This window comes from Streptomyces sp. NPDC005811 (assembly GCF_040630405.1).
Lineage (GTDB): Bacteria > Actinomycetota > Actinomycetes > Streptomycetales > Streptomycetaceae > Streptomyces.
Map to the genome: position 1 here is coordinate 32,435 of NZ_JBEXXK010000012.1, position 23,537 is coordinate 55,971.

The following is a 23,537-nucleotide window of genomic DNA, read 5'->3' on the forward strand; positions in this document are numbered from 1 at the left end:
TTCAGCACCACGGGCCCGTTTTTCGCTCATACGATCGAACCCGCCTTCACCCAGGAGGCAGGAGAGGGGAATGGGGGAACCATGGGAGTGTCCAGACGTGCCCTGCTGGTCTCTTCGGGCTCGGCGGCGGCGGGCGCGGTCCTCGCGTCCGCCGGTGCGGCCGGGGCCGAGGAGAGCGAAGTCGCCGAGCAGGCCGACGAGTCGACCCCGGCGTGGGGCAACAACGTCCCGTTCCGCGGGGTCACCCCGCCGGGCCCGGACGAGGGATCCGTCACCGTGAACTTCACCATCGACCTGATGTCCGGGCCCACGGGGCAGGACGTCACCGCGCTGGATGTCGCGGACGCCATCAACGAGCTGCTCGTCTCCTGCGGTTGGCCCGCCATCCAGTTCTACGGGAACGTGCCCAAGGCGCTGAACTGATCCGTCGCACGGCCGTGCGGAAGGCCCCGTCCGACCTCGGGCGGGGCCTTCCGCACGCCCCGGTCAGGGCGTGTACACCGTCGGCCGGGGTGCCGTCGCCATGCCGTTGCCGATGAAGAAGCTCGGGTGCGGGGGCTGGTTGTAGGCCGTGTTCTGCCAGGCCAGGCCGGTGCGGTACATCGTGTCGTGCAGGAGTGTGGTGATGCGCGTCGTGGTCTCGTACGGGGTCGAGTAGATCCGCAGGGCCGTGTTGTCGGTGGTGGGCCAGACGACCTCCTCGCGCCAGTCGCCGAGGATGTCCCCGGACAGCGACGGGGTCGCCTTGGTGCTGTTGTTGGAGTGGACGTCGGAGCCGGTCAGCAGGCGGGTGTCGGAGGACGTGCCGTACTTGTCGATGTGGGTGCCGTCGAGGAGTTCCCGGGTGGTGTCGGCGTCCCACCAGGACAGGAAGTTGACGGAGGACGGCTCGCGGCCCTTCGTCGCGCCCGCCTCGTCACGGATCGAGGAGTCGGAGGCCGACCAGACCTCGGCGCCGTCGTTGCCGGCCCAGATGTCGCCCGCGACCCCGCGGCCGTTGTCGCAGCAGGCGGCCAGCTGCCAGTTGATCGTGCCGTTCGCCGGGTTGATGTACAGCTCGGCGGGCTGGCTGCCCGACTCCGAGACCTTGAAGTACTCCAGGCCGGCGTGGGACGGGTCGAGGTCGCCGAGGTGCTGGGCGTCGCCGTGGCCCGTCCTCGTCGTCCACAGGCCGTTGCCGTTGTCGTCGACGGCCATCGCGCCGTAGACGATCTCGTCCTTGCCGTCGCCGTCGACGTCACCGACGGAGAGACTGTGCGAGCCCTGGCCGTCGTACCCCTTGCCGCTGTTGGTGGAGGAGTTGGTGTCGAAGGTCCAGCGGCGGGTGAAGGCGCCGCCGCGCCAGTCCCAGGCGGCGATCACCGTACGGGTGTAGTAGCCGCGCGCCATGATCAGGGAGGGGCGGGAGCCGTCGAGGTACGCCGTCCCCGCGAGGAAGCGGTCCACGCGGTTGCCGTACGAGTCGCCCCAGGAGGAGACCGTGCCGCGGGCCGGGACGTAGTCGACGCTCTGCATCGCCCTGCCCGTCTGCCCGTTGAACATGGTGAGGTACTCGGGGCCGGACAGGACATAGCCGCTGGAGTTGCGGTAGTCGGCGGAGGAGCTGCCGATCACCGTGCCGGTGCCGTCGACCGTGCCGTCGGCGGTCTTCATCGCGACCTCGGCCTTGCCGTCGCCGTCGTAGTCGTACACCTGGAACTGCGTGTAGTGGGCGCCGGACCGGATGTTGCGGCCCAGGTCGACCCGCCACAGCCGGGTGCCGTCCAGTCGTATGCCGTCGACGATCGTGTTGCCGGTGTATCCCGACTGCGAGTTGTCCTTGGCGTTGGTCGGCTGCCACTTGAGGACGAAGTCCAGGGCGCCGTCGCCGTCGAGGTCACCCACGGAGGCGTCGTTGGCCTCGTAGGTGTAGGCGACGCCGTCGGGGGTCGTGCCGCCGGCCGGCGGGGTGATCGGGACGTCCTTGTAGCCGGTGCGGAACTGGATCGCGTGGACCGAGTCGGCCTGTTCGACACCGCCCACGATCGCGCGGACCGTGTAGTCGGCCTGGGCGGGGGCGCCGGAGTGGAAGTAGTTGGTGGAGCCGGTGACCGGGGTCGCGTTGACCTTGGTGCCGGCCCGGTAGACGTTGAAGGAGACGCTGTCGGGGTCGGTGCCCAGCCAGCGCCAGCTGACCAGGTTGCCGCTGTCGGTGTGGACGCTGACCACACCCCGGTCGAGGGCCTCGACCTGGCGGGCGGTGGCGGCCGAGGCGGTGCCGGTGCCGAGCGCGGTCAGGCCGGCGGCGACCAGGGCCGCGGCGGCTGTCGTCGCCGACAGGAGGGCTCGGCGTCTGCGGTGCTTGCGCGAGTGCTGCACGGGGCGAACCTCCAGAGAGGACGGACGGGTTCCGCACTCTCAGTCGCCGTGGGGTCCGGCCGCGTTGCCGTGTTTTTCGGCCACTTCGGCGGCCGGTTCGACGGGGGCCGGCTCGACGGGCTGGTTCGACGGGTCCGGTTCGACAGGGGCCGGTTCGACAGGGTCGGTTGGTTCAGCGGTCCGACGCCGGATGGGGCAGCGCCCGCGGTGGTTTCCGGAACGCGCGCAGGGTGAACTCCGGTTCCGGGCGCGGCCGTTCCTGGTCGGGCAGGGCCGCGAGACGGGCGGCGAACTCGTCGGCCAGCGGGTCTCCGGGCGGCAGGGTGACGAACCATCCGCGTCTGAGGTCGGCGATCGCCCGGCGTGGACTGCGCCCCTGCCCCCGGCCGGCGAAGCGGGCCTGCCCGGCGGGGATCAGACCGCAGTCGGCGGCATACGACTCGACGAGCGCCGTGGCGTCGGAGGCGGGGCGGCGCGGGCGGGACGACAGGACGCCGTCGATGTCGCTGCCCACGTTGTGCGAGGCGCCCTTGTCGACGGTGGTGACGTACACCCCGCCCGGCCGCAGCACCCGGGCGCACTCGGCGACGATCCTGCGCACGTCCCCGGGATCATCGACGAGGTGCAGCAGCCACACACTGGTCACCGCGTCGAAGTGGCCGTCGCGAAAGGGCAGTCGGCGGCTGTCCGCGCGAACGATCGCGCCGGGGAGCCGGGCGCCCGCGTGCCGGGCCATCTCGGGCGACAGATCGACGCCCGTCACCCGCGGGGCACCGGGACCGGAGGCGAGCCGGCGGGTGACGATCCCCGTACCGCAGGCGACGTCCAGCAGGGTGCGGGTAACGGGCGGCAGCAGGCCGAGGACGGCGGCCGCGGCGGCGGCCGCGCGGGGTTCGCCGCCGCGTGAGGCGTCGTAGCGTTCGGCTTCCTTGTCGTAGTCCAGCACGCGCGCTCCCCGGTCCGCCCGTCGACTGTATGCGATGTGCGATCTGCGCCACACTGTATGCCGCGAGCCGCATACAGCTCGCCGTATGTCAGCTATCGAATGCTGTCGACCGGATGCGGCATACAGGTGACCGGCGACCAGCGACCGGCGACCGGCGACCGGCCTCTGTATACCGTCGCCCGGCGCCGTCACTCCGCCCCGTGTCCGCCCGCCGCCGCCTCCACCTGCCGTGCCAGCTCGAAGTCCAGCGCGGTGACGGCCCCGCCGACGCTGTGGGTGTTCACCGCGAGGGAGACCGTGTTGTAGCCGAGGGTGAGGTCGGAGTGGTGGTCCAGCGCGTCCTGGATCTGCGCGACGTGGACGACGAGGGCGGTCGCGGCGAAATGGGAGGCCAGGCGGTAGGAGCGGGTGAGGCGGTCGCCGTCCACGGCCCAGCCGGGCAGGTCGGACAGACGGTCCTCGATCTCCTTCGGGGAAAGCGGTTCCACAGCCACGGGGTGACTCCGTTCGTGGGTGTCGCGTACCCGTCCAGACTGCCACAGCGGAGCGGCTGCGGCGCTGGTCAGGCCCGGGCCGCCTCGTCGGCCAGGTCGTCGGCCACCGCGGCGATACGGGCCCGGCCCTCCAGCAGGCGCAGCCAGGAGTGCGGGAGGCCGTGGTCGCCGTGGCGGGCGCCGACGAGGTTGCCGCAGAGGGAGCCCGTGGAGTCGCTGTCGCCCGAGTGGTTGACGGCGAGGAGCAGGGCGCGTTCGACGTCGGTGTGGGCCAGGGCGGCGTAGACGCCGATGGCGAGGGCCTCCTCGGCGATCCAGCCGGCGCCGAGCCGTTCGGTCTTCTCGGCGGTGGGGTCGCCGTCCGCCGCGAGGTCCAGGGCCTGCCGCAGGGCGGTGCTCGTCTCCTCGTGGCCGGGGTGCCGGGCCAGCAGGCGCAGGGTGCGCAGGACGGCGCCCTCCAGGGACTCCCCGTCGACGAGGTGCCGGACGATGGCGGCGAGGGCGCCGGCCGCGTAGTAGCCGGTGGGGTGGCCGTGGGTCGTCTGGGCGCAGACGGCGGCGAGTTGGAAGGAGGACTCGGCGGAGGCGCCGGTGAGGCCGAAGGGGGCCGCCCGCATGACGGCGCCGCAGCCCTTGGAGTCCGGGTTGACCGGTCCGGGCGGGCCGAGCTCGGTCCAGGGCTCGGGGACGAAGTCCTGCTGGAGACCGCTCAGGCAGGCGTTGCCCGGGGCGCGGCGGGCGTACAGCCAGGGCTCGGTGACGAGTCCGCCGGCCGGGCCCGCGTAGCCGTGGGCGGTGGGGCCGCCGTCGGGTGCGGGGACGCGCTGGGTGTGCAGCCAGCGTTCGTAGGCCCAGCGCACCAGCCGGGGACCGCCGCCGCCGATCCCCTTTCCGCGTTCGCGGCGCACGGCCTGTTCGACGCCCTCCGCGGTGAACAGGGTCATCTGGGTGTCGTCGCTGATCCGGCCGACCACGCCGGCCGCGTCGGGGACGAGCCCGGTGACACCGCGTGCGCCGTGGGCGGCGCGGATCCGGGCGAGGGAGTCGAACTCCACGGGGTAGCCCAGCGCGTCGCCGAGCGCCCCGCCCAGCAGACAGCCGCGCACCCGCGCCCGGTACACCGCCTCGGCCTCGAACGCGTTCCTCCGCGCGATCCACGGCACGGTCGTCCACCCCCTCTCGCCCACGCCCCTGCGCGGGCTCTGTCGACTACGGTCGTCCGTATGGCCATTGTCGCGACCCGTACGAACGCCGCGTCCGCCGCCCCCGCCGAGCCGGGGGTGGGCCCCTTGCTGCGGGCCTGGCGCGAGCGGCGCCGGATCAGTCAGCTGGAGCTGGCGCTGCGGGCGGGTTCCTCGGCCCGGCACATCAGTTTCGTGGAGACGGGCCGCTCCCGGCCCAGTGAGGAGATGGTGCTGCGGCTGGCCGAGCATCTGGAGGTGCCGGTGCGGGAGCGCAACGCGCTGCTGCTGGCGGCGGGTTACGCCCCGCACTACCCGGAGACCCCGCTCGACGACCCGGCGCTGGACGGGCTGCGGGCCGGTCTGGAGCGGCTCATCCAGGGCTACGAGCCGTATCCGGCGCTGGTGGTGGACGCGCGGTACGACGTCGTGGCGGCCAACCGGGGCATCGCGATGCTGCTGGAGGGGCTGCCGGAGTCGCTGCTCGTGCCGCCGCTGAACGCGATGCGGCTGACGCTGCATCCGCGGGGTCTGGCGCCGCGCATCCGTAATCTGCCCGAGTGGCGGGGCCATCTCCTCGCCCAGATGGAGCGTCAGATCGCCCTGCACCGGTCGGCGCCGCTGCGGGCGCTGTACGAGGAGGTGGCCGCCTATCCGGTGCCGGAGGCGAGTGCGTGCGGGCGTTCCGCCGAACCGCCGGAGCCCGTGCCGTACTTCGCGCTGCCGATGCAGATCGAGCACGCGGGGCGGACCCTGTCGTTCATCTCGTCGATCGCCACGTTCAACACGCCCATGGACGTGACCGTCGCCGAGCTGGCCGTCGAGACGCTGCTCCCGGCCGATCCGGCGACGGTCAAGTACCTGCATTCACTGATGGGTTGAGGCCTTCAGGGCGAGGTGCTGGAGTACGGCGAAACCGGCCACCGTCAGGGCCTGGAGCACGGTCCACACCGCGCCCGCGGCGGTCGGCGACAGCCACAGGGCGAGGGCGACGCAACTGAGCACGCTCCAGGTGAGGTTGGCCTCCACCACGGCCCGCACCGGCAGCGCCGCCGGCCGGGCCCGCGAGGCCAGTACGGCGACGGCGGCCGCGTACACCGTGAGGAACGCGCCGAGCGCGAGGAGCAGGGTGGCGTCGACACCGAGGAGGCGGCCGAGCGGGCCGGAGGCGGTGAGGTAGGCGACGCCGTTCACGCCGGTGACGACGGCGTCCACGGCCAGGAAGCGGCGCAGCGCGGTGTACGGCTCGGCGGTGCGGGCGAGTGCGGTGAGCGGGGCGGGCTGGGCTGCGGACATGGCGGATCACCCTCCGTCGAGGTCGGAATCGGCTGCGAGGCCGGAATCAGCTGCGGGATCGGGATCGGGTTGCGGATCCCGGGGCGGGTTCCGAGCCGGAGTGCGCCGGCCCGGAACCCGGTGACTCCACGATCCCGCCCGGACGGGGACGAGTCGATTACCCCGGAGGTCATGGCCGGCCGGCCGCAGCCGCCCCGGGGGTCACGCGTGACGAGGACGTCATCGCCGTACCCGTGAGACTGCGGCTGGAACATGACACACTGACCCGCGTGCCTCGACACGTAGGGGAGACGTGGCGTGAGTGAACGGCGGCCCGCGCCCACGGTGGGTCAGGTGGTGCTCGGCAGACGGCTTCAGGAGCTGCGCGAGGCGGCCGGTCTCGGCCGTGAGGAGGCGGCCCGCGCCCTGCGGGTGGCTCCGGCGACCGTACGGCGCATGGAGACGGCCGAGGTCGCGCTGAAGATCCCGTACGTGCAGGTGCTGCTGGAGGCGTACGGCGTCTCCGAGGGCGAGGCCGAGGCGTTCGTCCGGCTCGCCGAGGACGCGAACCTCCCCGGCTGGTGGCAGCGCTTCCACGACGTGCTGCCGGAGTGGTTCAGTCTGTACGTCAGCCTGGAGGGCGCGGCCCGGCTGATCCGCAGTTACGAACCGCACTTCGTGCCGGGGCTGTTGCAGACGGAGCGGTACGCCCGTGCCGTACTGGAGGCCGGCACGGTCGGGCGGACCACGCCGGACGCGATCGAGCGGCATGTGTCGCTGCGGATGGCCCGGCAGCGGCTGCTGGAGGGTCCGAACCCGCCGCATCTGTGGGCGGTGCTGGACGAGACGGTGCTGCGCCGGCCGGTGTGCGAGGACCCCTCCGTCATGCGCGAACAGCTCGACAAGCTGCTGGAGTTGACCGAGCGGGACCGGGTCACCCTGCAGATCGCCGAGTTCGCCGACGGCCCGCATCCGGGGACGGCGGCGCCCTTCTCGCTGTTCCGTTTCGCCGAGCCCGAGCTGCCCGACATGGTCGTCACCGAGTATCTGACGGGCGCCCTGTATCTCGACTCGCGCAAGGAGGTCTCCGCGCACCTGGAGGTCCTCGACCATCTGACGACGCACGCCGCGTCCGCCCAGGCGACCCGCGGGCTCCTGGAGGACCTCCGCGAGACCCTCTGAGCACCGCTGATCACCGTCCGACCGCACTGTCCGCACCGTCCGCACCACGCGCGAGGAGAAGAGCCCGTATGACCGGATCCGAGGACCGGAAGGCGCCCGTTCGCATCGACACCAGCAGACCGCATCCGGCGCGTGTCTACGACTGGTGGCTGGGCGGCAAGGACAACTACCCGGTGGACGAGGAGCTGGCCCGGAGGATCCTCGCCGTGGACGGCACGGTGCTGCGCGGGGCGCGCGGCAACCGGCGTTTCATGCAGCGGGCCGTGCGCGCCGCCGCCGAGGCGGGGATCCGGCAGTTCCTGGACATCGGCACGGGTATCCCCACCGAGCCGAACCTGCACCAGATCGCGCAGGGCGTGGCGCCCGAGGCGCGGGTGGTGTACGCGGACAACGACCCGATCGTGCTGCGGCACGCGGAGGCGCTGCTGCGCGGCACGCCCGAGGGTTCCACCGAGTACGTGCACGCCGATGTCCGTGACCTGGCGGCGCTGCTGGAGCGGGCCGAGCAGTCCCTGGACCTGGGCCGGCCGGTGGCGCTGTCCCTGGTGGCGCTGACGCACTACCTCGACGACGGGGCCTACGACCTCGTACGGGAGTACGTCGCGCGGCTCGCGCCGGGCAGCTGGCTGATCCTCTCGCAGGTCACCCCGGATCTCAGCCCCGAGGCCATCGAGAACGCGGCGAGCCACTTCCGGCGCAGCGGCACCCCGTTCTTCCCGCGTTCCCTCACCGAGTTCGCGCGTTTCTTCGAGGGGCTGGAGCTGCTCGGTCCCGGTCTGATCCCGGTCTCGGGCTGGCGGCCGGAGCCGGAGGACGTGGCGGCGCAGGCGGAGGGCATCGTGCCGGTGTACGCGGGGGTCGCCCGCAAGGCGTGAGCGCGGGCGCGACGGGCGTACCCGGAGGTCCCGGGCACACTCCGCGCCGGCCGCGGTGTCAGGCTCCCCTGGCCTGGTCGGTGTCGTCGTCGACGATCTCCGCGTCGACGACGGTCTCGTCGTCGTCCGTCGCCCGGCCGGTGTCCCGGCCCGCGCCGGGGTCGGTGTCGTGGTCGGCCGTGGGGGTGGCGGTCGGCGGCTGCTGGGCCTGGGCGTACATCGCCTGGCCCATCCTCTGGCTGACGGTGGCCAGTTCGTCGAGTCCGGCCCGCAGGGCGGCGGTGTCGGCCTGCTGTTCCAGCAGGCCCTTCAGCCCGGTGACCGCCGAGGACACCTCCTCCCTGGTCTCGGCGGGGACGCGTTCCTCGTTCTCGCGGAGGAACTTCTCGGTCTGGTAGACGAGTTGCTCGGCCTGGTTGCGGGTCTCGGCGGCCTCGCGGCGGGCGCGGTCCTCGTCGGCGTACTGCTCGGCCTCGCGCATCATGCGGTCGATGTCGTCCTTGGGGAGCGCCGAGCCGCCGGTGACGGTCATCTTCTGTTCGCGGCCGGTGGCGAGGTCCTTGGCGAAGACGTGCATGATCCCGTTGGCGTCGATGTCGAAGGCGACCTCGATCTGCGGGACCCCGCGCGGGGCAGGCGGCAACCCGGTGAGGTCGAAGACGCCGAGCTTCTTGTTGTAGGCGGCGATCTCGCGTTCGCCCTGGTAGACCTGGATGCCGACGGAGGGCTGGTTGTCGGCGGCGGTGGTGAAGATCTCCGAACGGCGGGTGGGGATCGTGGTGTTGCGTTCGATGAGCCTGGTCATGATGCCGCCCTTGGTCTCGATGCCGAGGGACAGCGGGGTGACGTCGAGGAGCAGGACGTCCTTGACGTCGCCGCGGATCACGCCGGCCTGGAGGGCGGCGCCGACGGCGACGACCTCGTCGGGGTTGACGCCCTTGTGCGGGTCCTTGCCGGTCAGCTCCCGTACGAGATCGGTGACCGCGGGCATCCGGGTGGAGCCGCCGACGAGGATGACGTGGTCGATCGCGGACAGCTTGATCTTGGCGTCCTTGACGGCCTGGTGGAACGGGGTGCGGCAGCGGTCGAGCAGGTCGGCCGTGAGTTCCTGGAACTGGGCGCGGGTCAGTTTCTCGTCCAGGTGCAGGGGGCCTTCGGCGGAGGCGGTGATATAGGGGAGGTTGACGGTGGTCTCGGAGGACGAGGAGAGTTCGATCTTCGCTTTCTCGGCTCCCTCGCGCAGCCGTTGCACCGCCATCCGGTCGGCGCCGAGGTCGATGCCGTACTGGCCCTTGAACTTCTTCACGAGGTGCTCGACGACCCGCTGGTCCCAGTCGTCGCCGCCGAGCAGGGTGTCGCCGTTGGTGGCCTTGACCTCGATGACGCCGTCGCCGATCTCCAGGAGCGAGACGTCGAAGGTGCCGCCGCCGAGGTCGAAGACGAGGACGGTCTGTTCCTGGCTGCGGTCGAGGCCGTAGGCGAGGGCGGCGGCGGTCGGCTCGTTGATGATCCGCAGCACCTTCAGGCCGGCGATCTCCCCGGCTTCCTTGGTGGCCTGCCGCTGGGAGTCGTCGAAGTAGGCGGGGACGGTGATCACGGCGTCGGTGACGTCCTCGCCGAGGTAGGCCTCGGCGTCCCGCTTCAGTTTCTGCAGGACGCGGGCGGAGAGTTCCTGGGCGCGGTAGCGGGTGCCGTCCACGTCGCCGTGCTCGGGGAAGCGCCAGTGCGCGTCGCCCATGTGCCGCTTGACCGAGCGGGCGGTGCGGTCGACGTTGGTGACGGCCTGCCGTTTGGCGACCTCGCCGACGAGTACCTCGCCGTTCTTGGCGAAGGCCACGACGGACGGGGTGGTCCGTGCGCCCTCCGCGTTGGCGATGACCGTGGGGTCGCCGCCCTCCAGGACGGCCACCACCGAGTTCGTGGTGCCGAGATCGATGCCGACCGGACGTCCCATCGCCGTCCCCTTTCGCCAGGGAGCCACCCGTGCCACCGGACTTCCAGCACAAATCGTGCGCGGGATTCTGTCAATGGGGCACTGGGGCACACCCCGGGCGGTTGCCCCGGCCGCCGGGCGCCCAGGGCGTGCCGAACCGGCCGGTACGCGGGTGCGTGCCGGCCGGGGTGGGGTGCCGGGTCAGGCGAGCTTGGCCGACAGGGTGATCGTGGTGCCGGTGAGGGCCTGGCTGACCGGGCAGTTCTTCTTGGCGTCCTCGGCGGCGGCGGCGAAGGCGTCGTCGTCGATGCCGGGGACGGTGCCCTCGACGGTGAGGTGGATGCCGGTGATGCCCTCACCCGGCTGGAAGGTGACGTCGGCCGAGGTGACGAGCTTGGTGGGCGGGGTGCCCGCGCCCGCCAGCCCGTGCGACAGGGCCATGGAGAAGCAGCTGGAGTGGGCGGCGGCGATCAGCTCCTCGGGGCTGGTTTTGCCGTTCGCCTTCTCGGCGCGCGACGGCCACGACACCGGCTGCTGACCGATGCCGGAGGAGTCGAAGGTGACGACGCCGTTGCCCTCGAGCAGGTTGCCTTCCCAGACGGTGTGAGCGGAGCGCGTGGTGGCCACGGTTGTTCCTTTCGCGTGGGTTTCCCGTCGGACGGGTTTCCGTGGGCCCCATCCGATCACATTCCGGCTCACCGCACCCGGAACACCGGCCCCTGAGCCGTGAACGGCAGCCGACCGCCCTGCGGGACGAGGTAGGCGTGTTCGCGCCGGACGCGCAGGACGTCGCACCAGCCGTCGGTGATGATCAGCACGGGAGCGTCGCGCGGGAAGTCGTCGGCGCGGTGCAGGAGGTCGATGCCGGGCTGGAGGACCGTACCGCCGCGGCCGCGCACCCTGACCCGGCCGGCGATCTCGGTGACGGGGAGGTAGCCGGCGTCGTGCGGGGCGGCGTCGCAGAAGACGACGCGGGCGGCGGACACGTCGCGGGCCTCGGCATAGGAGGCGATGGCCCCGAGGGCCTTGCCGAGGAGGGAGGTGTTCATGGAGGCGGAGGTGTCGAGGACGACGCCGAAGGTGCAGCGGGGCACCTCCTCGGGCGGGAACCAGCGGCCGGCGCGCGGGATGTCGGGGGTGGAGGCCTGGCGGCGGGCGGGGCGGGCGTACGACCGTACGGGCTCGGGGCGGGGGACGAACTCGTCGAACCAGCGGGCGAGGCGGGCGTCCCAGGGCAGCGGAGGATGGCTGAGGGCCCGGATCTCCTCGACGAGTCCGCCGGGGAGGAAGCCGCGTTCCTCGCGTTGGTGCAGGTCGAGGCCGTGGGCGAGGCCGCGCCGGTAGAAGCCGTCGAGGTCGACGCAGTCGCGGGGCGGGCCGAGGGGGCCGCCGAGGACGTCGCCGACGCCCTTGCCGCGCAGGGTGGACAGGCGGCGCAGACGGCGCAGGTCGCCGGCGATGCGGTCGTAGACCTCCTCGGCGGACAGACCGGCGAGCTCCGGGTCGTAGAGCAGGCCCTCGGGCATGGTGCCGATCTGCATCTCGCGCAGCCAGCCGTTGATGACGTAGTCGCAGGCGACGTTGAAGAGGTAGGGGTCGCGGGTGCCGCAGCGGTCGCCGTGGCGCAGGGCGGCGTGCAGCATCTCGTGGGCGAGGACGAAGCGCCATTCGTCGTCCTCGAGGCCGTACAGCGGGTTGAGGTAGATCTCGCCGGCCTCGGCGTCGACGGCGGCGATCTGGATGCCGTGGGCGCGGGCCAGCTCGGCGTCGGGGACGAGCTTGATGCCGGCGGCGATGCCACCGAGCAGCGGGTAGGAGGAGACGAACCAGCTCAGGGCCCGTTCCCAGGGGCGCGCGGAATCCAGGTCGTCGTCGAGGGAGGCGCGCCGGCCGCCGGCCATGTCCATGGCGGCGGAGACGGTCCGGGTGAGGGCGGTGGCGAAGGCGAGCTGCCGGTCGGGGGGCTTTCCCTGGATCCGGGTGACCCAGGTCAGCAGCAGCTGGTCGGGGTCCGGGCCCGCGGTGCCGCAGTGCTGGTAGGCGGTGGGGAGGCCGTCGCGGCGCCAGCGGGCGGCGAGCTGTTCCTCGTCGCCGTCGGGGTAGGTGAGCGGCCGGCCCTCCGGGGGTCTGCCGACGGGGAAGGTGAGCAGGAATCGGTTGACGACGGCGCAGCGGGCGGCGATGTCGTACCGGTCGGGCTGGACGCGGGGGCCCTCGGCCGCCGGGACGTGGCCGAAGCCGAGGTGGAGGGTGGCGTGGGCGAGGGACCAGGCCCAGACGGCCGGGTCGGCGATCCGGGCCGGGTGGACGTGGACCGTGCCGTGGGAGTCGACCCGGACGAGGCCCTCGCGGGGCGCCAGCGTGCAGTCCTCCTCGCGGCACACGCCGTGGGCGACGGCGTCGAGGGCCGGGTTGGCGTGCATCAGCCGCAGCCCCTCGGCGAACGCCTCGGCCGCCAGATCCCGCTTCTTCTTCCCGCGCCCACCCTTGCTCATCGCCCCGCCTCCGCCCACTTCATGACCACGCCCTGCCTCCGGCCCGCGCCACGCATCACCACACTGTGACTCTTGCCCGCACCACGCATCACCGCGCCGTGACTCTCGCCCCCACCACTTGTCGCCGCACCCTGCCCCCGACCCGCGCCACACGTCGCCGCACCCCGCCCTCGGCCCGCCGCGCGCATGCCCGCGCCCCGCCCCCGGCCCAAACCGCTCATCACCACACCCTGCCCCCGGCCCGTCCCACGCATCACCGCGCCGTAACTCTCGCCCGCACCACATGTCGCCGCACCCCACCCCCGGCCCGCCGCGCCCATGTCCGCGCCCCGCCCCCGGCCCAAACCGCTCATCACCACACCCTGCCCCCGGCCCGTCCCACGCATGTCCGCGCCCCGCCCCCGGCCCAACCCGCTCATCACCGCACCCTGCCCCCGGCCCATCCCACGCATCACCGCGCCGTAACTCTTGCCCGCACCACATGTCGCCGCACCCCGCCCCCGGCCCGTCCCACGCATGCCCGCGCCCCGCCCCCGGCCCAACCCGCTCATCACCGCACCCTGCCCCCGGCCCGTCCCACGCATGTCCGCGCCCCGCCTCCAGCCCAACCCGCTCATCACCGCCCCCTGCCTCCGGCCCGCGCCACGCGTCGCCGCGCCCCGTCGGTCCGGCCCGCTCATCGCCGCGCCGCCGGCCGGTTCTTCCCTTTCGCCCGGTCCAGCCGGACCACCTGGTCGGCCCGGGTCATCGCCGCGCCTCCACCAGGCGGGGCAGGTCGCGGGCGGCCTCGACCAGGAACCAGGCGGGCAGGACGGGGTTGCCGTCGGGGTCGGAGGCGATGACGGTCTGCGCGACCTCGACGGAGATCTCGGCGAGCTGCACGAGGAGCGACTTGGCGCGGTACGCGGTCTGCCGGCCGTTCGCCGACATGTGTTCCTTGACGGCGGGGAGTTCCTTGATCAGCCGGCCGCGGAAGGAGTCGGCGAGGTAGTAGAGCAGGTCGCGGTCCTCGACGCGGTGCGGCCAGGGCGCGTCGCCCCGCAGGACGGCCTCGATGCCGTACCGGCTGCGGACGATCTTGACGTAGCCGCAGAAGGCGGTGGCGTGCGCGGGCGTGAGCGTGCCGTGCGCGAGGACCTTGAGGGTGTCCTCGTCGAGGTCGCGGCCGAAGGAGTGCAGGGCGTCGGAGAGCATGTGCCAGGAGCGGGGGGTGGAGAAGGGTTCCTCGGTCTTCGGCGGCTTGGACCACAGGTGGTCGGGCCGGTCGGTGAGGTGGTCGAGGACCCAGGGGTGGATGCCGTGGGCCGCCGCCCAGGCCAGCCAGTCCCGCGAGGAGGCCTCCAGGTGGACGTGGGTGAGGCGGTTGACGAGCGCGGAGGCGATGGGCCGGGCGAGCGCGTTGTCGGTGGCGCGGTTGCCGGCGCCGATGACGATCGAGCCCTCGGGGAGTTCGTAGGTGCCGATACGGCGGTCCAGGATCAGCGAGTAGAACGCCTTCTGCACGTCCGGGCCGGCCGCGTTCAGCTCGTCCAGGAACAGGCAGTACGGCTCGTCGCGGGCGATCGCCTCGGGCGGGCAGAACACCGACCGTCCGTCACGGATCTGGGGCACGCCGATCAGGTCCTCCGGTGCGAGCTGCGTGCCGAGCAGGCTGACGCACTCCAGGCCGAGGGACTCGGCGAACTCCCTGACCAGGGAAGACTTCCCGATGCCGGGGGCGCCCCAGAGGAAGACGGGCCGCACGGTGGCGAGGCCGAGGAGGAGGTCGGGGATGCGGGAGGGCGTGACGGTGACGGCAGCCTGCAACGCTGCTGCTCCTTGGGACCGGAGGGAGGGCGACCCGGCCAGTCTGCGTGTACGGCCGTGGCGGCGCAGCCGATTTTCAGGCGGCCCGTTCCTCCGGGGCCTGCTCCAGCGGTATCTGGGGTCCGTCGGATTCGCGGAGCCAGCGGCGCAGGACGCGGTGGAGGTGTTCGGCGCCGGTGAGGGTCCCCCCGCCGTCGACGGGGGCGGACAGGGCGAGCGGGGACAGCAGGAAGGGCCGGGACTGGGCGCCGCCGAGGCCGCCGTGGGAACCGATCTGCTCCTCGAAGGCGAGGACCTCGCCGTCGGCCGGGTCGTGGAAGGAGTTGACCATGATGTCGGCGGTGTGCGGGAAGGAGTGGGTGCGGCGCACGGCGTCGGCGGCGCCGGGCCCGAACGGGGCCAGCGGGCCGGGCTCGTCGTCGAGCCGGTCCAGGGGGGTCTGGGCGCCGTGGGCGCCGAGGACGACCCCGCCGTGCTCCTCGCTGCGGACGAGGAGGAAGCCGATGCCGGGGTGGTTGGCGAGGGTGGACAGCAGGGCGGGGTGGCGGGCGTCGATCTCCTCCTTCGTCATCCGGTGCGGGACGTCGGGGAAGGAGATCAGGCCGAGGTTCCCGGAGGCGAGGACGATCGGTTCGGAGCGGCGGCCGGCCGGGCGGTGCCGTTCGCCGCTCTCCTCGACGGGCCGGCGCAGCGCGGCGCGGACGGCCGCGCGGGCCTCGGCGCCGCTGTGCGTCCGTTCGGCGCGGCGCGGCACGGGCAGCCCGCTGCCGGCGCGCACCAGGTCGCCGAGGGTGAGGCCGTAGCGGGCTCGGAAGGTCTCGCCGGGGCTCTGGCCGTGGTCGGAGAGGACGACGATCCGGTAGGGGCGGGGGGCGTGCTCGGCGGCCTTCTCGATCAGGGCGAGGGCGCGGTCGAGGCGGCCGAGGACCTGGTCGGTGTCCCGGCCGAGCGGCCCGGAGTGGTGGGCGACCTCGTCGTAGGCGACCAGGTCGGCGTAGACGGCGGTGCGGCCGGCGAGCAGGTCGCCCATGACGGCGGCCACGACGACGTCGCGTTCGACGACGGTGGCGAAGGCGCGGACGAACGGGTACAGGCCGCCGCGGCTCACGCGGGGGCGCTCCTTGCGCAGCCGCGCGCGGGTGGACTGGGCGATCTCGCGGACCACCTCGGCGACGAAGGACAGGGCGGTGCGCACGGCGTTGGCGGGGTCGGAGAAGTAGGCGAAGTAGCCGGCGCGGGAGCGGGTCTCGCGGCCCCGGCGGCGGGTGGCGATGGACAGCACGAGGGCCTGTTCGTCGGCGCCGCCGCCGAAGAGGTTGCCGCGGCTCGCGCCGTCCAGGGTGAGGAGTCCGCCGTCGCCGGTGCGCTCGACGGCGCGGCGCTGGAGTTCGGCGGCGCTGGTGGGGCGGTTGCAGACCATCACCTCCCGGCTGTCCTTCTCGTACCAGCGGAAGGCGGGCACGTCGTGGTTGCTGCCGTGCAGGATGCCCAGCTGGCTGGCGCCGGTCTGGCTGGACCAGTCCGTGTGCCAGGGGGTGAGGCGGTGGGTGGGCAGGCCGGTGGGGCGGGAGGCGGGGTCGGGGCGGGCTTCGGCGGCGTCGGCCGGGGTCCGGCCGAGCCAGCCGGCGACCGTCGGCATCAGGCCCTTGTCGACGGCGGCGGACAGGACGTCGTGGCCGACGCCGTCGAGCTGGAGGAACACGGTGCCCGGGGTGGCGGCGCAGGGCGGGCCGCCCCGGCGGCGGCGGTCGGCGAGGCGGTAGAGGCGGCGGCGGTAGGCGTCGTCGTCGCGGACGGCGAGGGCGCCGCCGGTCGCGGAGGCGACGGCGGACATCACGGCGGCGACGATGACGGCGGTCTCGGGCGCGGCCTCGGTCTGTCCGGAGGGCGTCAGCCGCAGCGCTATCAGCAGCAGCGAGCCGTTGAGGAAGAACACCAGCAGGCCGAGGACGAGCGCCGGCACCAGCAGCAGGAGCCGGACGAGGAGGGGCCAGACCAGGGCGGAGAGGAGACCGAAGACACCGGCGCCGACGGCCGCGGTGACGGCGATGGTGGTGGCGCTGTCGCCGTCGGCGGACTGGAGCCGGAAGTCGGGCAGGATCCCCGCGAGCACCAGCATCGTCAGCGTGGAGACGGCCCACACGGCGAGGCTCCGCCCCGCCTGGCTGACGGCTCGCCGCCACCGCACCCCACGCACGCCCCGTCACCTCGCCCCTTCCGGCCCCGACGCCGAACGGAGGGGCCCGTCGTCCACCCTGTCACACGGGACCGACAACCGGCCCGGTCACCGTCGGTCGCCCCGGCGTCGCGCACGGCGTCCCGTCCGGGGCTCACCGTCCGGGGCTCACCGTCCGGGGCGGCTCACCGCCCGGCGTTCACCGTCCGTCGTAGCCGGCCGTCGGCATCGACAGGCGCCGGTGGACGTGGGCCTTCATCTGGGCGTCGTAGGCGGGTTCGGCGTAGCCGACGGTCTCCACGCGCACCCCGCGGCGGGTGCACTCCTCGGTGAACTCCTCGACGTCCGACAGGGCGCTCTCGAGGACCCGGCGGCTGGGCGCGACGAACAGGTCGACGCCGGGCCGCACCCCGTCCCAGAGCACGCAGTGGTCGGCGCGCAGTCCGCGCACGAGCAGTTCGCGGCTGACGGTGTAGCCGCGCTGGGCGGCCCAGCGCGCGCACATCGCGTGCTGGCTGCGGGAGTCCACCAGGAAGGGATCGGCGTCCAGTTCCTCGAGCGGTGTCAGACTCGCGATCGCCGTGACCCGCACCGGTCCCATGGCGTCCCCCTCACCTCCGGGTTTCGCCGCCGACCCTACTCCTGCCCGTAGGCTTCGGGGGAGTCGCGCGAAGGAGGCAAAGGGGTGCCGGTGGAGATCACCTGGTGGGGTCACGCGACCTGTACGGTCGAGGATGCGAACGTGCGCGTGCTGACCGACCCTCTGTTCGCGCGCCGGCTCGCGCATCTGCGCCGCCGCCGGGGCGTGCTCCCCCCGCCGGCCGCCTGGCGGGCGGACGTGGCGGTCGTCTCCCATCTGCACGCCGACCATCTCCATGTGCCGTCGCTGGCGCGCCTCGCGCCGGGTACGCGCCTGCTGGTGCCCCGGGGTGCGCCGCGCGCCGTCCCGGGGCTGCGGCGGCTGACGCATCTCCAGGTCAGCGAGATGGAGCCGGGTGAGGTGACCTCGGTGCGCGGGGTGCGGATACGGGCGGTGCCCGCGCGGCACGACGGACGGCGGCTGCCGGTGGGCCGGCACCGCTCCCCCGCGCTCGGGTACGTCGTCGAGGGCGAGGCGCGCACCTACTTCGCCGGGGACACCGGGCTGTTCGAGGACATGGCGCGTGAGGTGGGGCCGGTCGACGTGGCGCTGCTGCCGGTCGGCGGCTGGGGCCCGTACCTGGGCGAGGGGCATCTGGACGCGGGCCGGGCGGCCGAGGCGCTGGCCCGGCTGGCGCCGGGGAGCGCGGTGCCGGTGCACTACGGCACGTACTGGCCCATCGGGATGGACGCCGTGCGCCCCCATGAGTTCCATGCGCCGGGTGAGGAGTTCGTGCGCCTCGCGGCGCTGCGTGCGCCGGGCGTGACGGTGCACCGGCTGGAACACGGCGAGAGTGTGCGCCCCGAGGTCCTGCGGTGAGGTGGTGGCTCGCGGCGGCCGCGACGACGGTCGTACCGGCGGAGTCGACGCAGCAGGCGATCGGCTATCCGTCGCTGTTCCTGCTGGTGCTGATCGGGGCGCTGGTGCCGGTGGTGCCGACGGGGGCGCTGGTGAGTTCGGCGGCGGTGGTGGCGTTTCATCAGACCGCGCCGTTCTCGCTGGCGCTGGTGTTCGTGACGGCGTCGCTGGCCGCGTTCCTCGGGGACGCGACGCTGTACTGGCTGGGGCGGCGCGGGATGCGGTCGAGGAACGGCTCGCGCTGGCTGGAGGCGATCCGGGCGCGGGCGCCGGAGCAGCGGCTGGAGCAGGCGCAGACCCGGCTCGCCGAGCACGATGTGGCGGTGCTGGTGCTGTCGCGGCTGGTGCCGGCGGGCCGGATCCCGGTGATGCTGGCCTGTCTGATGGCGGACTGGCCGCTGCGGCGGTTCGTGCGGGGCAATCTGCCGGCCTGTCTGGCGTGGGCGCTCACGTATCAGCTGATCGGGATTCTGGGGGGTTCGCTGTTCCCGGAGCCGTGGCAGGGGGTGGTCACGGCGGTCGCGCTGACCGTGCTGATCAGCGCGGCGCCGAGTGTGTGGCGCCGGATCAGGAGACCCGGCGCCGGCTAGCCCAGGGTCCGTGAGCCGCCGATGGGCAGGTCCCAGAGGTCCTCGCGGTCCAGGCCCGCGTTCTCCCAGGCCTTGCGGACGCGTTCCAGGGGTTCCAGGACCGGCTCCGCGGACAGGACGAAGGTCGCCCAGTGCATGGGCGCCATCCGGCGGGCGCCGAGGTCGAGGGCGGCCCGGACGGCCTCCTCGGGGTCGCAGTGGACGTCGCTGAGCCACCAGCGGGGGTCGTAGGCGCCGATGGGCAGCAGGGCGAGGTCGATGCCGGGGTAGCGGCGGCCGATCAGGGAGAACCAGTGGCCGTAGCCGGTGTCGCCGGCGAAGTACAGGCGCTGTCCGTCGGGGGCGGTGAGCACCCAGCCGCCCCAGAGGGAGTGACAGGTGTCGAGGAGGGTGCGCTTGGACCAGTGGTGGGCGGGGACGAAGTCGAGGCGGACGCCGGACAGTTCGGCCGCCTCCCACCAGTCCAGCTCGGTGACGGCCGTGAACCGGCGCCGCCGGAACCAGCGTCCGAGGCCGGCAGGCACGAACACGGGGGTGTCGCGCGGCAGTCGGCGCAGGGTCGGGGCGTCCAGGTGGTCGTAGTGGTTGTGGCTGATGACGACCGCGTCGACGGGCGGCAGGTCCTCCCACGGGACGCCCACGGGGGTGATGCGGGTGGGGGTGCCGAGGATACGGCGGGACCAGACCGGGTCGGTGAGGACGGTGAGTCCGCCGATGCGCAGCACCCAACTGGCGTGTCCCGCCCAGGTGACGGCGAGGGTGCCGGGATCCGCGCGGGGCAGCGGGGCGGGGGCGAAGGGCAGCCGGGGGACGTCGGCGAGGCCTTCCCTGCCGGGGCGTACGGAGCCCTCGCGGGCGAAGCGGGCGAGGGCCTTGAGTCCGGGCAGCGGGGCGGTCAGCCGGTGGTGGAAGGAACGCGGCCAGGCCCGCCGCTCACCGGCCGGGCGGGGCTCGGCGAGCGGCGGAAAAGGGGGCGGGACCAGGGTGTCGGTGTCCTGCGGGGGCACGGGTCCGGCGGTGGTGGTGGGCGACTCGGACTGCTGCGTCATCGAGGAGGCTCCCGTCGCTGAGCGTCGTCACGGAGATCGTCGAAGACCGACCTCACAAGCGTCAACGCGCGTTGCACGTGTGGCAGTTCCAACGGCGTGGGCGAGATGAGGCATTCCGCGCGCTCGGCGTCCGTACCGCCCAGCAGGGGTCCGGTGGACAGCCGTACGCGCAGCGCGCCGAGGTCGTCCCCGAAGCGGTGGCCGCCGGGCGCGGGCATGCCGAGCCGGGCGGTGAGGAAGTCCTCCAGGTCCTGGGAGTCGCCCACCCCGCGCGCGGCGAGCGCCTCCCGCAGGGGGCCGAGGTCGGCGTACAGGTGGCGGCCGGCCTGCGGCGGCGCGGCGAGGGCTCCCGCGGCCACGACGGTGGCGTGCAGGGCGCGGGCCATGCGCGCGTGGAGCCGTACGGTGGCGGCCCCGCGCGCGGTGACCGGTTCGGGTCCGGTCAGGGCGTACGCGGCGGCCGCGGCGACGGGCGCGGCCACGCGGGCGTCGAGCGCGGTGAGGACGTCGAGCACGCGCGCGTGCAGGTCGTCCCCGGCGGCCGAGGCGGGCAGCCGGGCGACGGCGGCGGGCCAGCCGCCGGGCAGCAGCGCGCCGGCCAGGTCGGTGACGACGGTGACCCGCTCGGGCAGCATCTCGGCGGGGCCGACCGGCACGGTGTCGTGCGGGGTGTGCAGGGTGTCGCGCCAGGTCTCGTCGCTGATCAGGTGCAGGCCTTCCCCGGCGGCGGCCTCGACGGCCTCGTGGAGCACCTCGGGCGGGGCGACGGTGGCGGTGGGGTCGTCGGCGGGGGACAGCACCAGCAGCCGCGGGTCCCCGCCCTCGGCGCGCACCCGGCGCACCGTCTCCAGCAGGGCGTACGGGTCCGGTACGCCGCCGCACTCGGCGGGGGTCGCGACATGGAAGACGGGCCGGCCGAGGAGGCGGGCGTACGGGGCCCACCAGGCCGCGCAGGGCCGGGGCACCAGGACGTCGCCGCCGAGCGCGGCGGTCAGCGCGACGAGCAGCGCGGGCGCTCCGGGCGCGGCGACGGTCCGGCCGGGCCCGGCGGGGACTCCGCGCCGTTCCAGGTGGCCGCGGGCGGCGTCCAGGAGTTCGGGGCCGCCGCCGACGGGTTCGCCGTACGCGCGCGTGGCGGCCCGGGCGAGGACGTCGGCGAGTTCGGGGAGGACGGGCAGTCCGTCGGGCGGGAGCGGGGGGCCGTAGCGGACGGGCCCGTGGTCCTCCGGTTCCGTGCGCCGCATGGGGTCCTCCGCGCAGTCCGTCCCTGGTGCCGGATGCCGGCACCCGCAGGGGTCCGCGTGGGGTGCGGTGCCCGGGTGCCGGTGGTGCGTGCCGTCTCGTACGGGGCGGGTGATGCCCCCGTGCTGTGTGGACCCCGTGGGTCCCGGGCCCATGGCCGCCCGTCCGCGTCGCGCCGGTCACAGCCGGGGCCGGAGCGGCCTGCGGGCGGGGTCAGAGGCCCGCCGGGGTCCTGCGGCGGCGCAGCAGCCGGTGGGCGGCGGCGCCGAACGCGCCCGCGATCAGCAGTCCGCCGGCGACGAGGGCGGGCACGGAGTCACGGAAGGCACCGCCCGTGCCGGCCCGTGCACCGTGTTCGACGGTGGCCGGGGTGGTGGGACGCTCCGTGGGCCGCTGCGTGGGGTGCTGCGTGGGACGGGCGGTCGGGCAGGGCTTGTCGTGGGGGCAGGCGTGGCCACCGTCGCAGGAGGGGGCGCTCTGGCCGGGGGTCAGGGGGCAGGGCGGGATGCCGCCCGAGCCGACAGCCCCGCCGATGCCTCCACCGATGCCTCCACCGATGCCTCCGCCGATGCCGGCGCCCAGATCCGCGCCCAGATCCGCGGTGAGATCCGCACCGGGATCCGTGCCGACGCCTCCGTCCAGGTCCGCTCCCCCGTCCGGACCCACGCTTCCGCTGCCGCCGAGCCCGCCGTCCACTCCCCCGCTCCCACCCGCGTCCCCGCCGGTGGTGCCGCCCGCGGTGGTGGGCCGGTTGACGTCGAACGTGGCGCTCCAGGGGCTGCCCTGGCCACCGGGGGGTGCCGGGCAGGTGCCGTCGACGGTCCAGGCGGTGTCCGGGCCGAGCCCACCGTCGCCCTGGCCGAGGTCGGCGGCGACGAGGGCGCTGCCCTGGTAGACGGGCCCGGCGGCGGTCCCGTCGTCGCCGGGGACCCTGGTCAGCTTGACGGTCCCCTCGGAGAACGCCTGTGAGGCGGCGTCCAGGGTCTCCGGGGCGGTGCCGCCGAGGGGGTCGCAGGAGACCGACACGGTGACGCTGCCCCCGGGGTCGATGCTGCCGGGGCCGACCTCGGCCGCCGGATCGGCGACCGCGACCGGCGCGACGGCGACCAGCAGGGCGGCGGCGAGGAGGAAGGGGGCGGTGCGGCGCATGGGACGGCTCCTTCGGCCGACGAGGACGGGGCACGGCGTTCACGCCCCGCCCCCATCACAGCCGCAGACCCGTGCGACCGCGCGCGGCCACGGTCCATTGGCGGGACGGGGTCCGCCACCCGGGTGACCCGCGGACGGGGGCCGGGCACCCGGCCGGGGCGCCCGGCGGCGAAGGATCCCGGGGATCCCGTGTCGGCCCCCGCGGCACGGGTACGCGGTGGACCGGCCCGAACATCCGGCCCGAACATCCGGAGGGAGACATGCAGCGAGGCAGCGACCGGTTGAGCGTGCACCGGGACGAAGAGATGAAGCACGAGTTGCGGGGCCTGCTCCGCTCGGGACACCCCACGCGGTCCGCGGAGTGGCACGATCCGGAACCTCCCGCCGAGGACGATCCGCAGATCTGGGGCGGTCCGGTGGTACCGGGGTCCCCCCAGGCGTCGCCGGCGGCGGTCCGGCAGGAGCTGGGCCGGATCCTGGGGCGCGGTTCCTTCCCCGCGGATCCGCGGGAACTGTCCCTGACCCTGCGCCACAGGAACGCGCCCGACGCGCTGGTGGACGCCGTGCACCGGCTGCCGCACAAGAAGCGCTACGCGAACGCGGCGGAACTGGCCGAGGCGGTGGTCGCGAACGGCCGGTGAGGTCGGCGCGCAGCTCCGGACAGGGGACTTCGGTGGCCCATGTCCCCCGAGTGGCATGCCAGTGGTTGCCGCGGATGGGTCGGCGTGTTGGGGTGCAAAAGGTGCAATCGTAACATACGGTGCACACTCGTAACGTTCAGTTACATCACGAGACACACCACCCAGAGAGCAAAGGGGATGTAATGCGCACGCTTCGCAAGGCCGGCCTCGTGGCCGCAATGATCGGCACCCTCACCCTGGCCGGTGCGGGAGTCGCCTCCGCGGGCGGCTCGGACGGCAACGCCCAGAACTGCACCCAGACGGGCGAGGTCAACGTCGGCCTGGTGAACCTGTCGAAGCTGAACCTCGGACTCGGGGCGCTCCTCGGCCTCGGCTCGGCCAACCAGGACAACGGGGAACAGTTCAGCTGCATCAACGGCAACGGCAACACCAGCGTGCAGGCCGACGGCGGCGACGACAGCCAGTAAGGCACAGCACTGAACAGGGCGGCCCCGGGATCCGACTGCGGATCCCGGGGCCGCCTCACGCCCGGCCGTCCGGCCCGGACGGCCGGCTCACTTCTCTCCGTCGGCACTTCTCTCCGGCGGCCCGCTTCTCTCCGGCGGCTCACCTCGCCCCGGAGCCCCCGCCCGCCGAGCCCGGCCCCC

Annotated in this window: 22 protein-coding genes; 8 read left to right on the forward strand and 14 right to left on the reverse strand. The window is 73.9% G+C overall.

The annotated features are described in order from the left end of the window. Positions 1–87 precede the first annotated feature (87 nt). Entirely contained in the window at positions 88–423 is a 336-nt protein-coding gene (locus ABZ490_RS14860; RefSeq protein WP_358989249.1) for a hypothetical protein, read from the forward strand. 63 nt (positions 424–486) lie between these two features. Here the strand turns inward: ABZ490_RS14860 and ABZ490_RS14865 are convergent, their stop codons facing one another. From ABZ490_RS14865 to ABZ490_RS14880, 4 genes are all read right to left on the reverse strand, one after another. Next, complete coding sequence (locus tag ABZ490_RS14865) at positions 487–2,358, reverse strand: rhamnogalacturonan lyase (protein WP_358989251.1); 1,872 nt, start codon at positions 2,356–2,358, stop codon at positions 487–489. Positions 2,359–2,530: 172 nt separating this feature from the next. Then, entirely contained in the window at positions 2,531–3,304 is a 774-nt protein-coding gene (locus ABZ490_RS14870; RefSeq protein WP_358989253.1) for a class I SAM-dependent methyltransferase, read from the reverse strand. Between the two features lie 188 nt (positions 3,305–3,492). After that, positions 3,493–3,798, reverse strand: a complete 306-nt coding sequence (locus ABZ490_RS14875) for a 4a-hydroxytetrahydrobiopterin dehydratase (protein WP_358989255.1) — start codon at positions 3,796–3,798, stop codon at positions 3,493–3,495. Between the two features lie 68 nt (positions 3,799–3,866). Further along, complete coding sequence (locus ABZ490_RS14880) at positions 3,867–4,961, reverse strand: ADP-ribosylglycohydrolase family protein (RefSeq protein WP_358989257.1); 1,095 nt, start codon at positions 4,959–4,961, stop codon at positions 3,867–3,869. 60 nt (positions 4,962–5,021) lie between these two features. Between ABZ490_RS14880 and ABZ490_RS14885 the strand changes: the two genes are divergently transcribed. Beyond that, a complete protein-coding gene (locus tag ABZ490_RS14885; protein ID WP_358989259.1) occupies positions 5,022–5,861 on the forward strand; it encodes a helix-turn-helix transcriptional regulator in 840 nt (279 codons plus the stop codon). On the opposite strand, the gene ABZ490_RS14890 is transcribed toward ABZ490_RS14885, so the two are convergent. Then, positions 5,847–6,275 (reverse strand): hypothetical protein, encoded by a 429-nt coding sequence (locus tag ABZ490_RS14890; RefSeq protein ID WP_358989261.1) that lies wholly within the window; start codon positions 6,273–6,275, stop codon positions 5,847–5,849. The two genes, ABZ490_RS14885 and ABZ490_RS14890, sit on opposite strands and share 15 nt — an antisense overlap. Positions 6,276–6,572: 297 nt before the next feature. Between ABZ490_RS14890 and ABZ490_RS14895 the strand changes: the two genes are divergently transcribed. After that, complete coding sequence (locus tag ABZ490_RS14895) at positions 6,573–7,436, forward strand: helix-turn-helix transcriptional regulator (RefSeq protein WP_358989263.1); 864 nt, start codon at positions 6,573–6,575, stop codon at positions 7,434–7,436. Positions 7,437–7,504: 68 nt separating this feature from the next. Next, positions 7,505–8,311: an SAM-dependent methyltransferase gene (locus ABZ490_RS14900; protein WP_358989265.1), complete on the forward strand. Its 807-nt coding sequence runs from the start codon at positions 7,505–7,507 to the stop codon at positions 8,309–8,311. Positions 8,312–8,369: 58 nt separating this feature from the next. Here ABZ490_RS14900 and dnaK read toward each other — a convergent pair whose 3' ends face one another. From dnaK to ABZ490_RS14930, 6 genes are all read right to left on the reverse strand, one after another. Then, a complete protein-coding gene (gene dnaK, locus ABZ490_RS14905; RefSeq protein ID WP_358989267.1) occupies positions 8,370–10,265 on the reverse strand; it encodes a molecular chaperone DnaK in 1,896 nt (631 codons plus the stop codon). 180 nt (positions 10,266–10,445) lie between these two features. Next, positions 10,446–10,871, reverse strand: coding sequence for an OsmC family peroxiredoxin (locus ABZ490_RS14910; protein WP_358989269.1), 426 nt, complete (start codon positions 10,869–10,871; stop codon positions 10,446–10,448). 68 nt (positions 10,872–10,939) lie between these two features. After that, positions 10,940–12,739 carry a hypothetical protein gene (locus tag ABZ490_RS14915; protein WP_358989271.1) on the reverse strand — a complete coding sequence of 600 codons (1,800 nt, stop codon included), beginning with the start codon at positions 12,737–12,739 and terminating at the stop codon, positions 10,940–10,942. 744 nt (positions 12,740–13,483) lie between these two features. Next, positions 13,484–14,545, reverse strand: a complete 1,062-nt coding sequence (locus tag ABZ490_RS14920) for a MoxR family ATPase (protein ID WP_358989273.1) — start codon at positions 14,543–14,545, stop codon at positions 13,484–13,486. Between the two features lie 76 nt (positions 14,546–14,621). Then, positions 14,622–16,742, reverse strand: coding sequence for a phage holin family protein (locus ABZ490_RS14925; protein WP_358989275.1), 2,121 nt, complete (start codon positions 16,740–16,742; stop codon positions 14,622–14,624). Positions 16,743–16,920: 178 nt separating this feature from the next. Continuing rightward, positions 16,921–17,322, reverse strand: coding sequence for a hypothetical protein (locus tag ABZ490_RS14930; protein WP_358989277.1), 402 nt, complete (start codon positions 17,320–17,322; stop codon positions 16,921–16,923). Between the two features lie 84 nt (positions 17,323–17,406). Here ABZ490_RS14930 and ABZ490_RS14935 point away from each other — a divergent pair, with 84 nt between their 5' ends. Then, positions 17,407–18,180 carry an MBL fold metallo-hydrolase gene (locus ABZ490_RS14935; protein WP_358989279.1) on the forward strand — a complete coding sequence of 258 codons (774 nt, stop codon included), beginning with the start codon at positions 17,407–17,409 and terminating at the stop codon, positions 18,178–18,180. After that, positions 18,177–18,809 carry a VTT domain-containing protein gene (locus ABZ490_RS14940; RefSeq protein WP_358989281.1) on the forward strand — a complete coding sequence of 211 codons (633 nt, stop codon included), beginning with the start codon at positions 18,177–18,179 and terminating at the stop codon, positions 18,807–18,809. Before ABZ490_RS14935 ends, ABZ490_RS14940 begins: the two co-directional genes overlap by 4 nt. On the opposite strand, the gene ABZ490_RS14945 is transcribed toward ABZ490_RS14940, so the two are convergent. The 3 genes from ABZ490_RS14945 to ABZ490_RS14955 all read right to left on the reverse strand — a co-directional run bounded on the left by ABZ490_RS14945 (position 18,806) and on the right by ABZ490_RS14955 (position 22,249). Then, positions 18,806–19,858: an MBL fold metallo-hydrolase gene (locus ABZ490_RS14945; RefSeq protein WP_358989284.1), complete on the reverse strand. Its 1,053-nt coding sequence runs from the start codon at positions 19,856–19,858 to the stop codon at positions 18,806–18,808. The two genes, ABZ490_RS14940 and ABZ490_RS14945, sit on opposite strands and share 4 nt — an antisense overlap. After that, complete coding sequence (locus tag ABZ490_RS14950) at positions 19,855–21,102, reverse strand: aminotransferase class I/II-fold pyridoxal phosphate-dependent enzyme (RefSeq protein ID WP_358989285.1); 1,248 nt, start codon at positions 21,100–21,102, stop codon at positions 19,855–19,857. Before ABZ490_RS14950 ends, ABZ490_RS14945 begins: the two co-directional genes overlap by 4 nt. Positions 21,103–21,313: 211 nt before the next feature. Continuing rightward, positions 21,314–22,249: a hypothetical protein gene (locus ABZ490_RS14955; RefSeq protein ID WP_358989287.1), complete on the reverse strand. Its 936-nt coding sequence runs from the start codon at positions 22,247–22,249 to the stop codon at positions 21,314–21,316. Between the two features lie 260 nt (positions 22,250–22,509). Here ABZ490_RS14955 and ABZ490_RS14960 point away from each other — a divergent pair, with 260 nt between their 5' ends. Beyond that, positions 22,510–22,890, forward strand: coding sequence for a DUF2795 domain-containing protein (locus ABZ490_RS14960; protein ID WP_358989289.1), 381 nt, complete (start codon positions 22,510–22,512; stop codon positions 22,888–22,890). A gap of 182 nt (positions 22,891–23,072) precedes the next feature. Beyond that, a complete protein-coding gene (locus tag ABZ490_RS14965) occupies positions 23,073–23,357 on the forward strand; it encodes a hypothetical protein (protein WP_358989291.1) in 285 nt (94 codons plus the stop codon). Positions 23,358–23,537 lie beyond the last annotated feature (180 nt).

What these genes read in the sequence shown, in the direction of transcription:
- dnaK (WP_358989267.1), bottom strand. Translation starts at nt 10,265, where the DNA reads ATGGGACGTCCGGTCGGCATCGATCTCGGCACCACGAACTCGGTGGTG.
- ABZ490_RS14885 (WP_358989259.1), top strand. Translation starts at nt 5,022, where the DNA reads ATGGCCATTGTCGCGACCCGTACGAACGCCGCGTCCGCCGCCCCCGCC.
- ABZ490_RS14955 (WP_358989287.1), bottom strand. Translation starts at nt 22,249, where the DNA reads ATGCGCCGCACCGCCCCCTTCCTCCTCGCCGCCGCCCTGCTGGTCGCC.
- ABZ490_RS14960 (WP_358989289.1), top strand. Translation starts at nt 22,510, where the DNA reads ATGCAGCGAGGCAGCGACCGGTTGAGCGTGCACCGGGACGAAGAGATG.
- ABZ490_RS14890 (WP_358989261.1), bottom strand. Translation starts at nt 6,275, where the DNA reads ATGTCCGCAGCCCAGCCCGCCCCGCTCACCGCACTCGCCCGCACCGCC.
- ABZ490_RS14915 (WP_358989271.1), bottom strand. Translation starts at nt 12,739, where the DNA reads ATGAGCAAGGGTGGGCGCGGGAAGAAGAAGCGGGATCTGGCGGCCGAG.
- ABZ490_RS14900 (WP_358989265.1), top strand. Translation starts at nt 7,505, where the DNA reads ATGACCGGATCCGAGGACCGGAAGGCGCCCGTTCGCATCGACACCAGC.
- ABZ490_RS14930 (WP_358989277.1), bottom strand. Translation starts at nt 17,322, where the DNA reads ATGGGACCGGTGCGGGTCACGGCGATCGCGAGTCTGACACCGCTCGAG.
- ABZ490_RS14945 (WP_358989284.1), bottom strand. Translation starts at nt 19,858, where the DNA reads ATGACGCAGCAGTCCGAGTCGCCCACCACCACCGCCGGACCCGTGCCC.
- ABZ490_RS14950 (WP_358989285.1), bottom strand. Translation starts at nt 21,102, where the DNA reads ATGCGGCGCACGGAACCGGAGGACCACGGGCCCGTCCGCTACGGCCCC.
- ABZ490_RS14965 (WP_358989291.1), top strand. Translation starts at nt 23,073, where the DNA reads ATGCGCACGCTTCGCAAGGCCGGCCTCGTGGCCGCAATGATCGGCACC.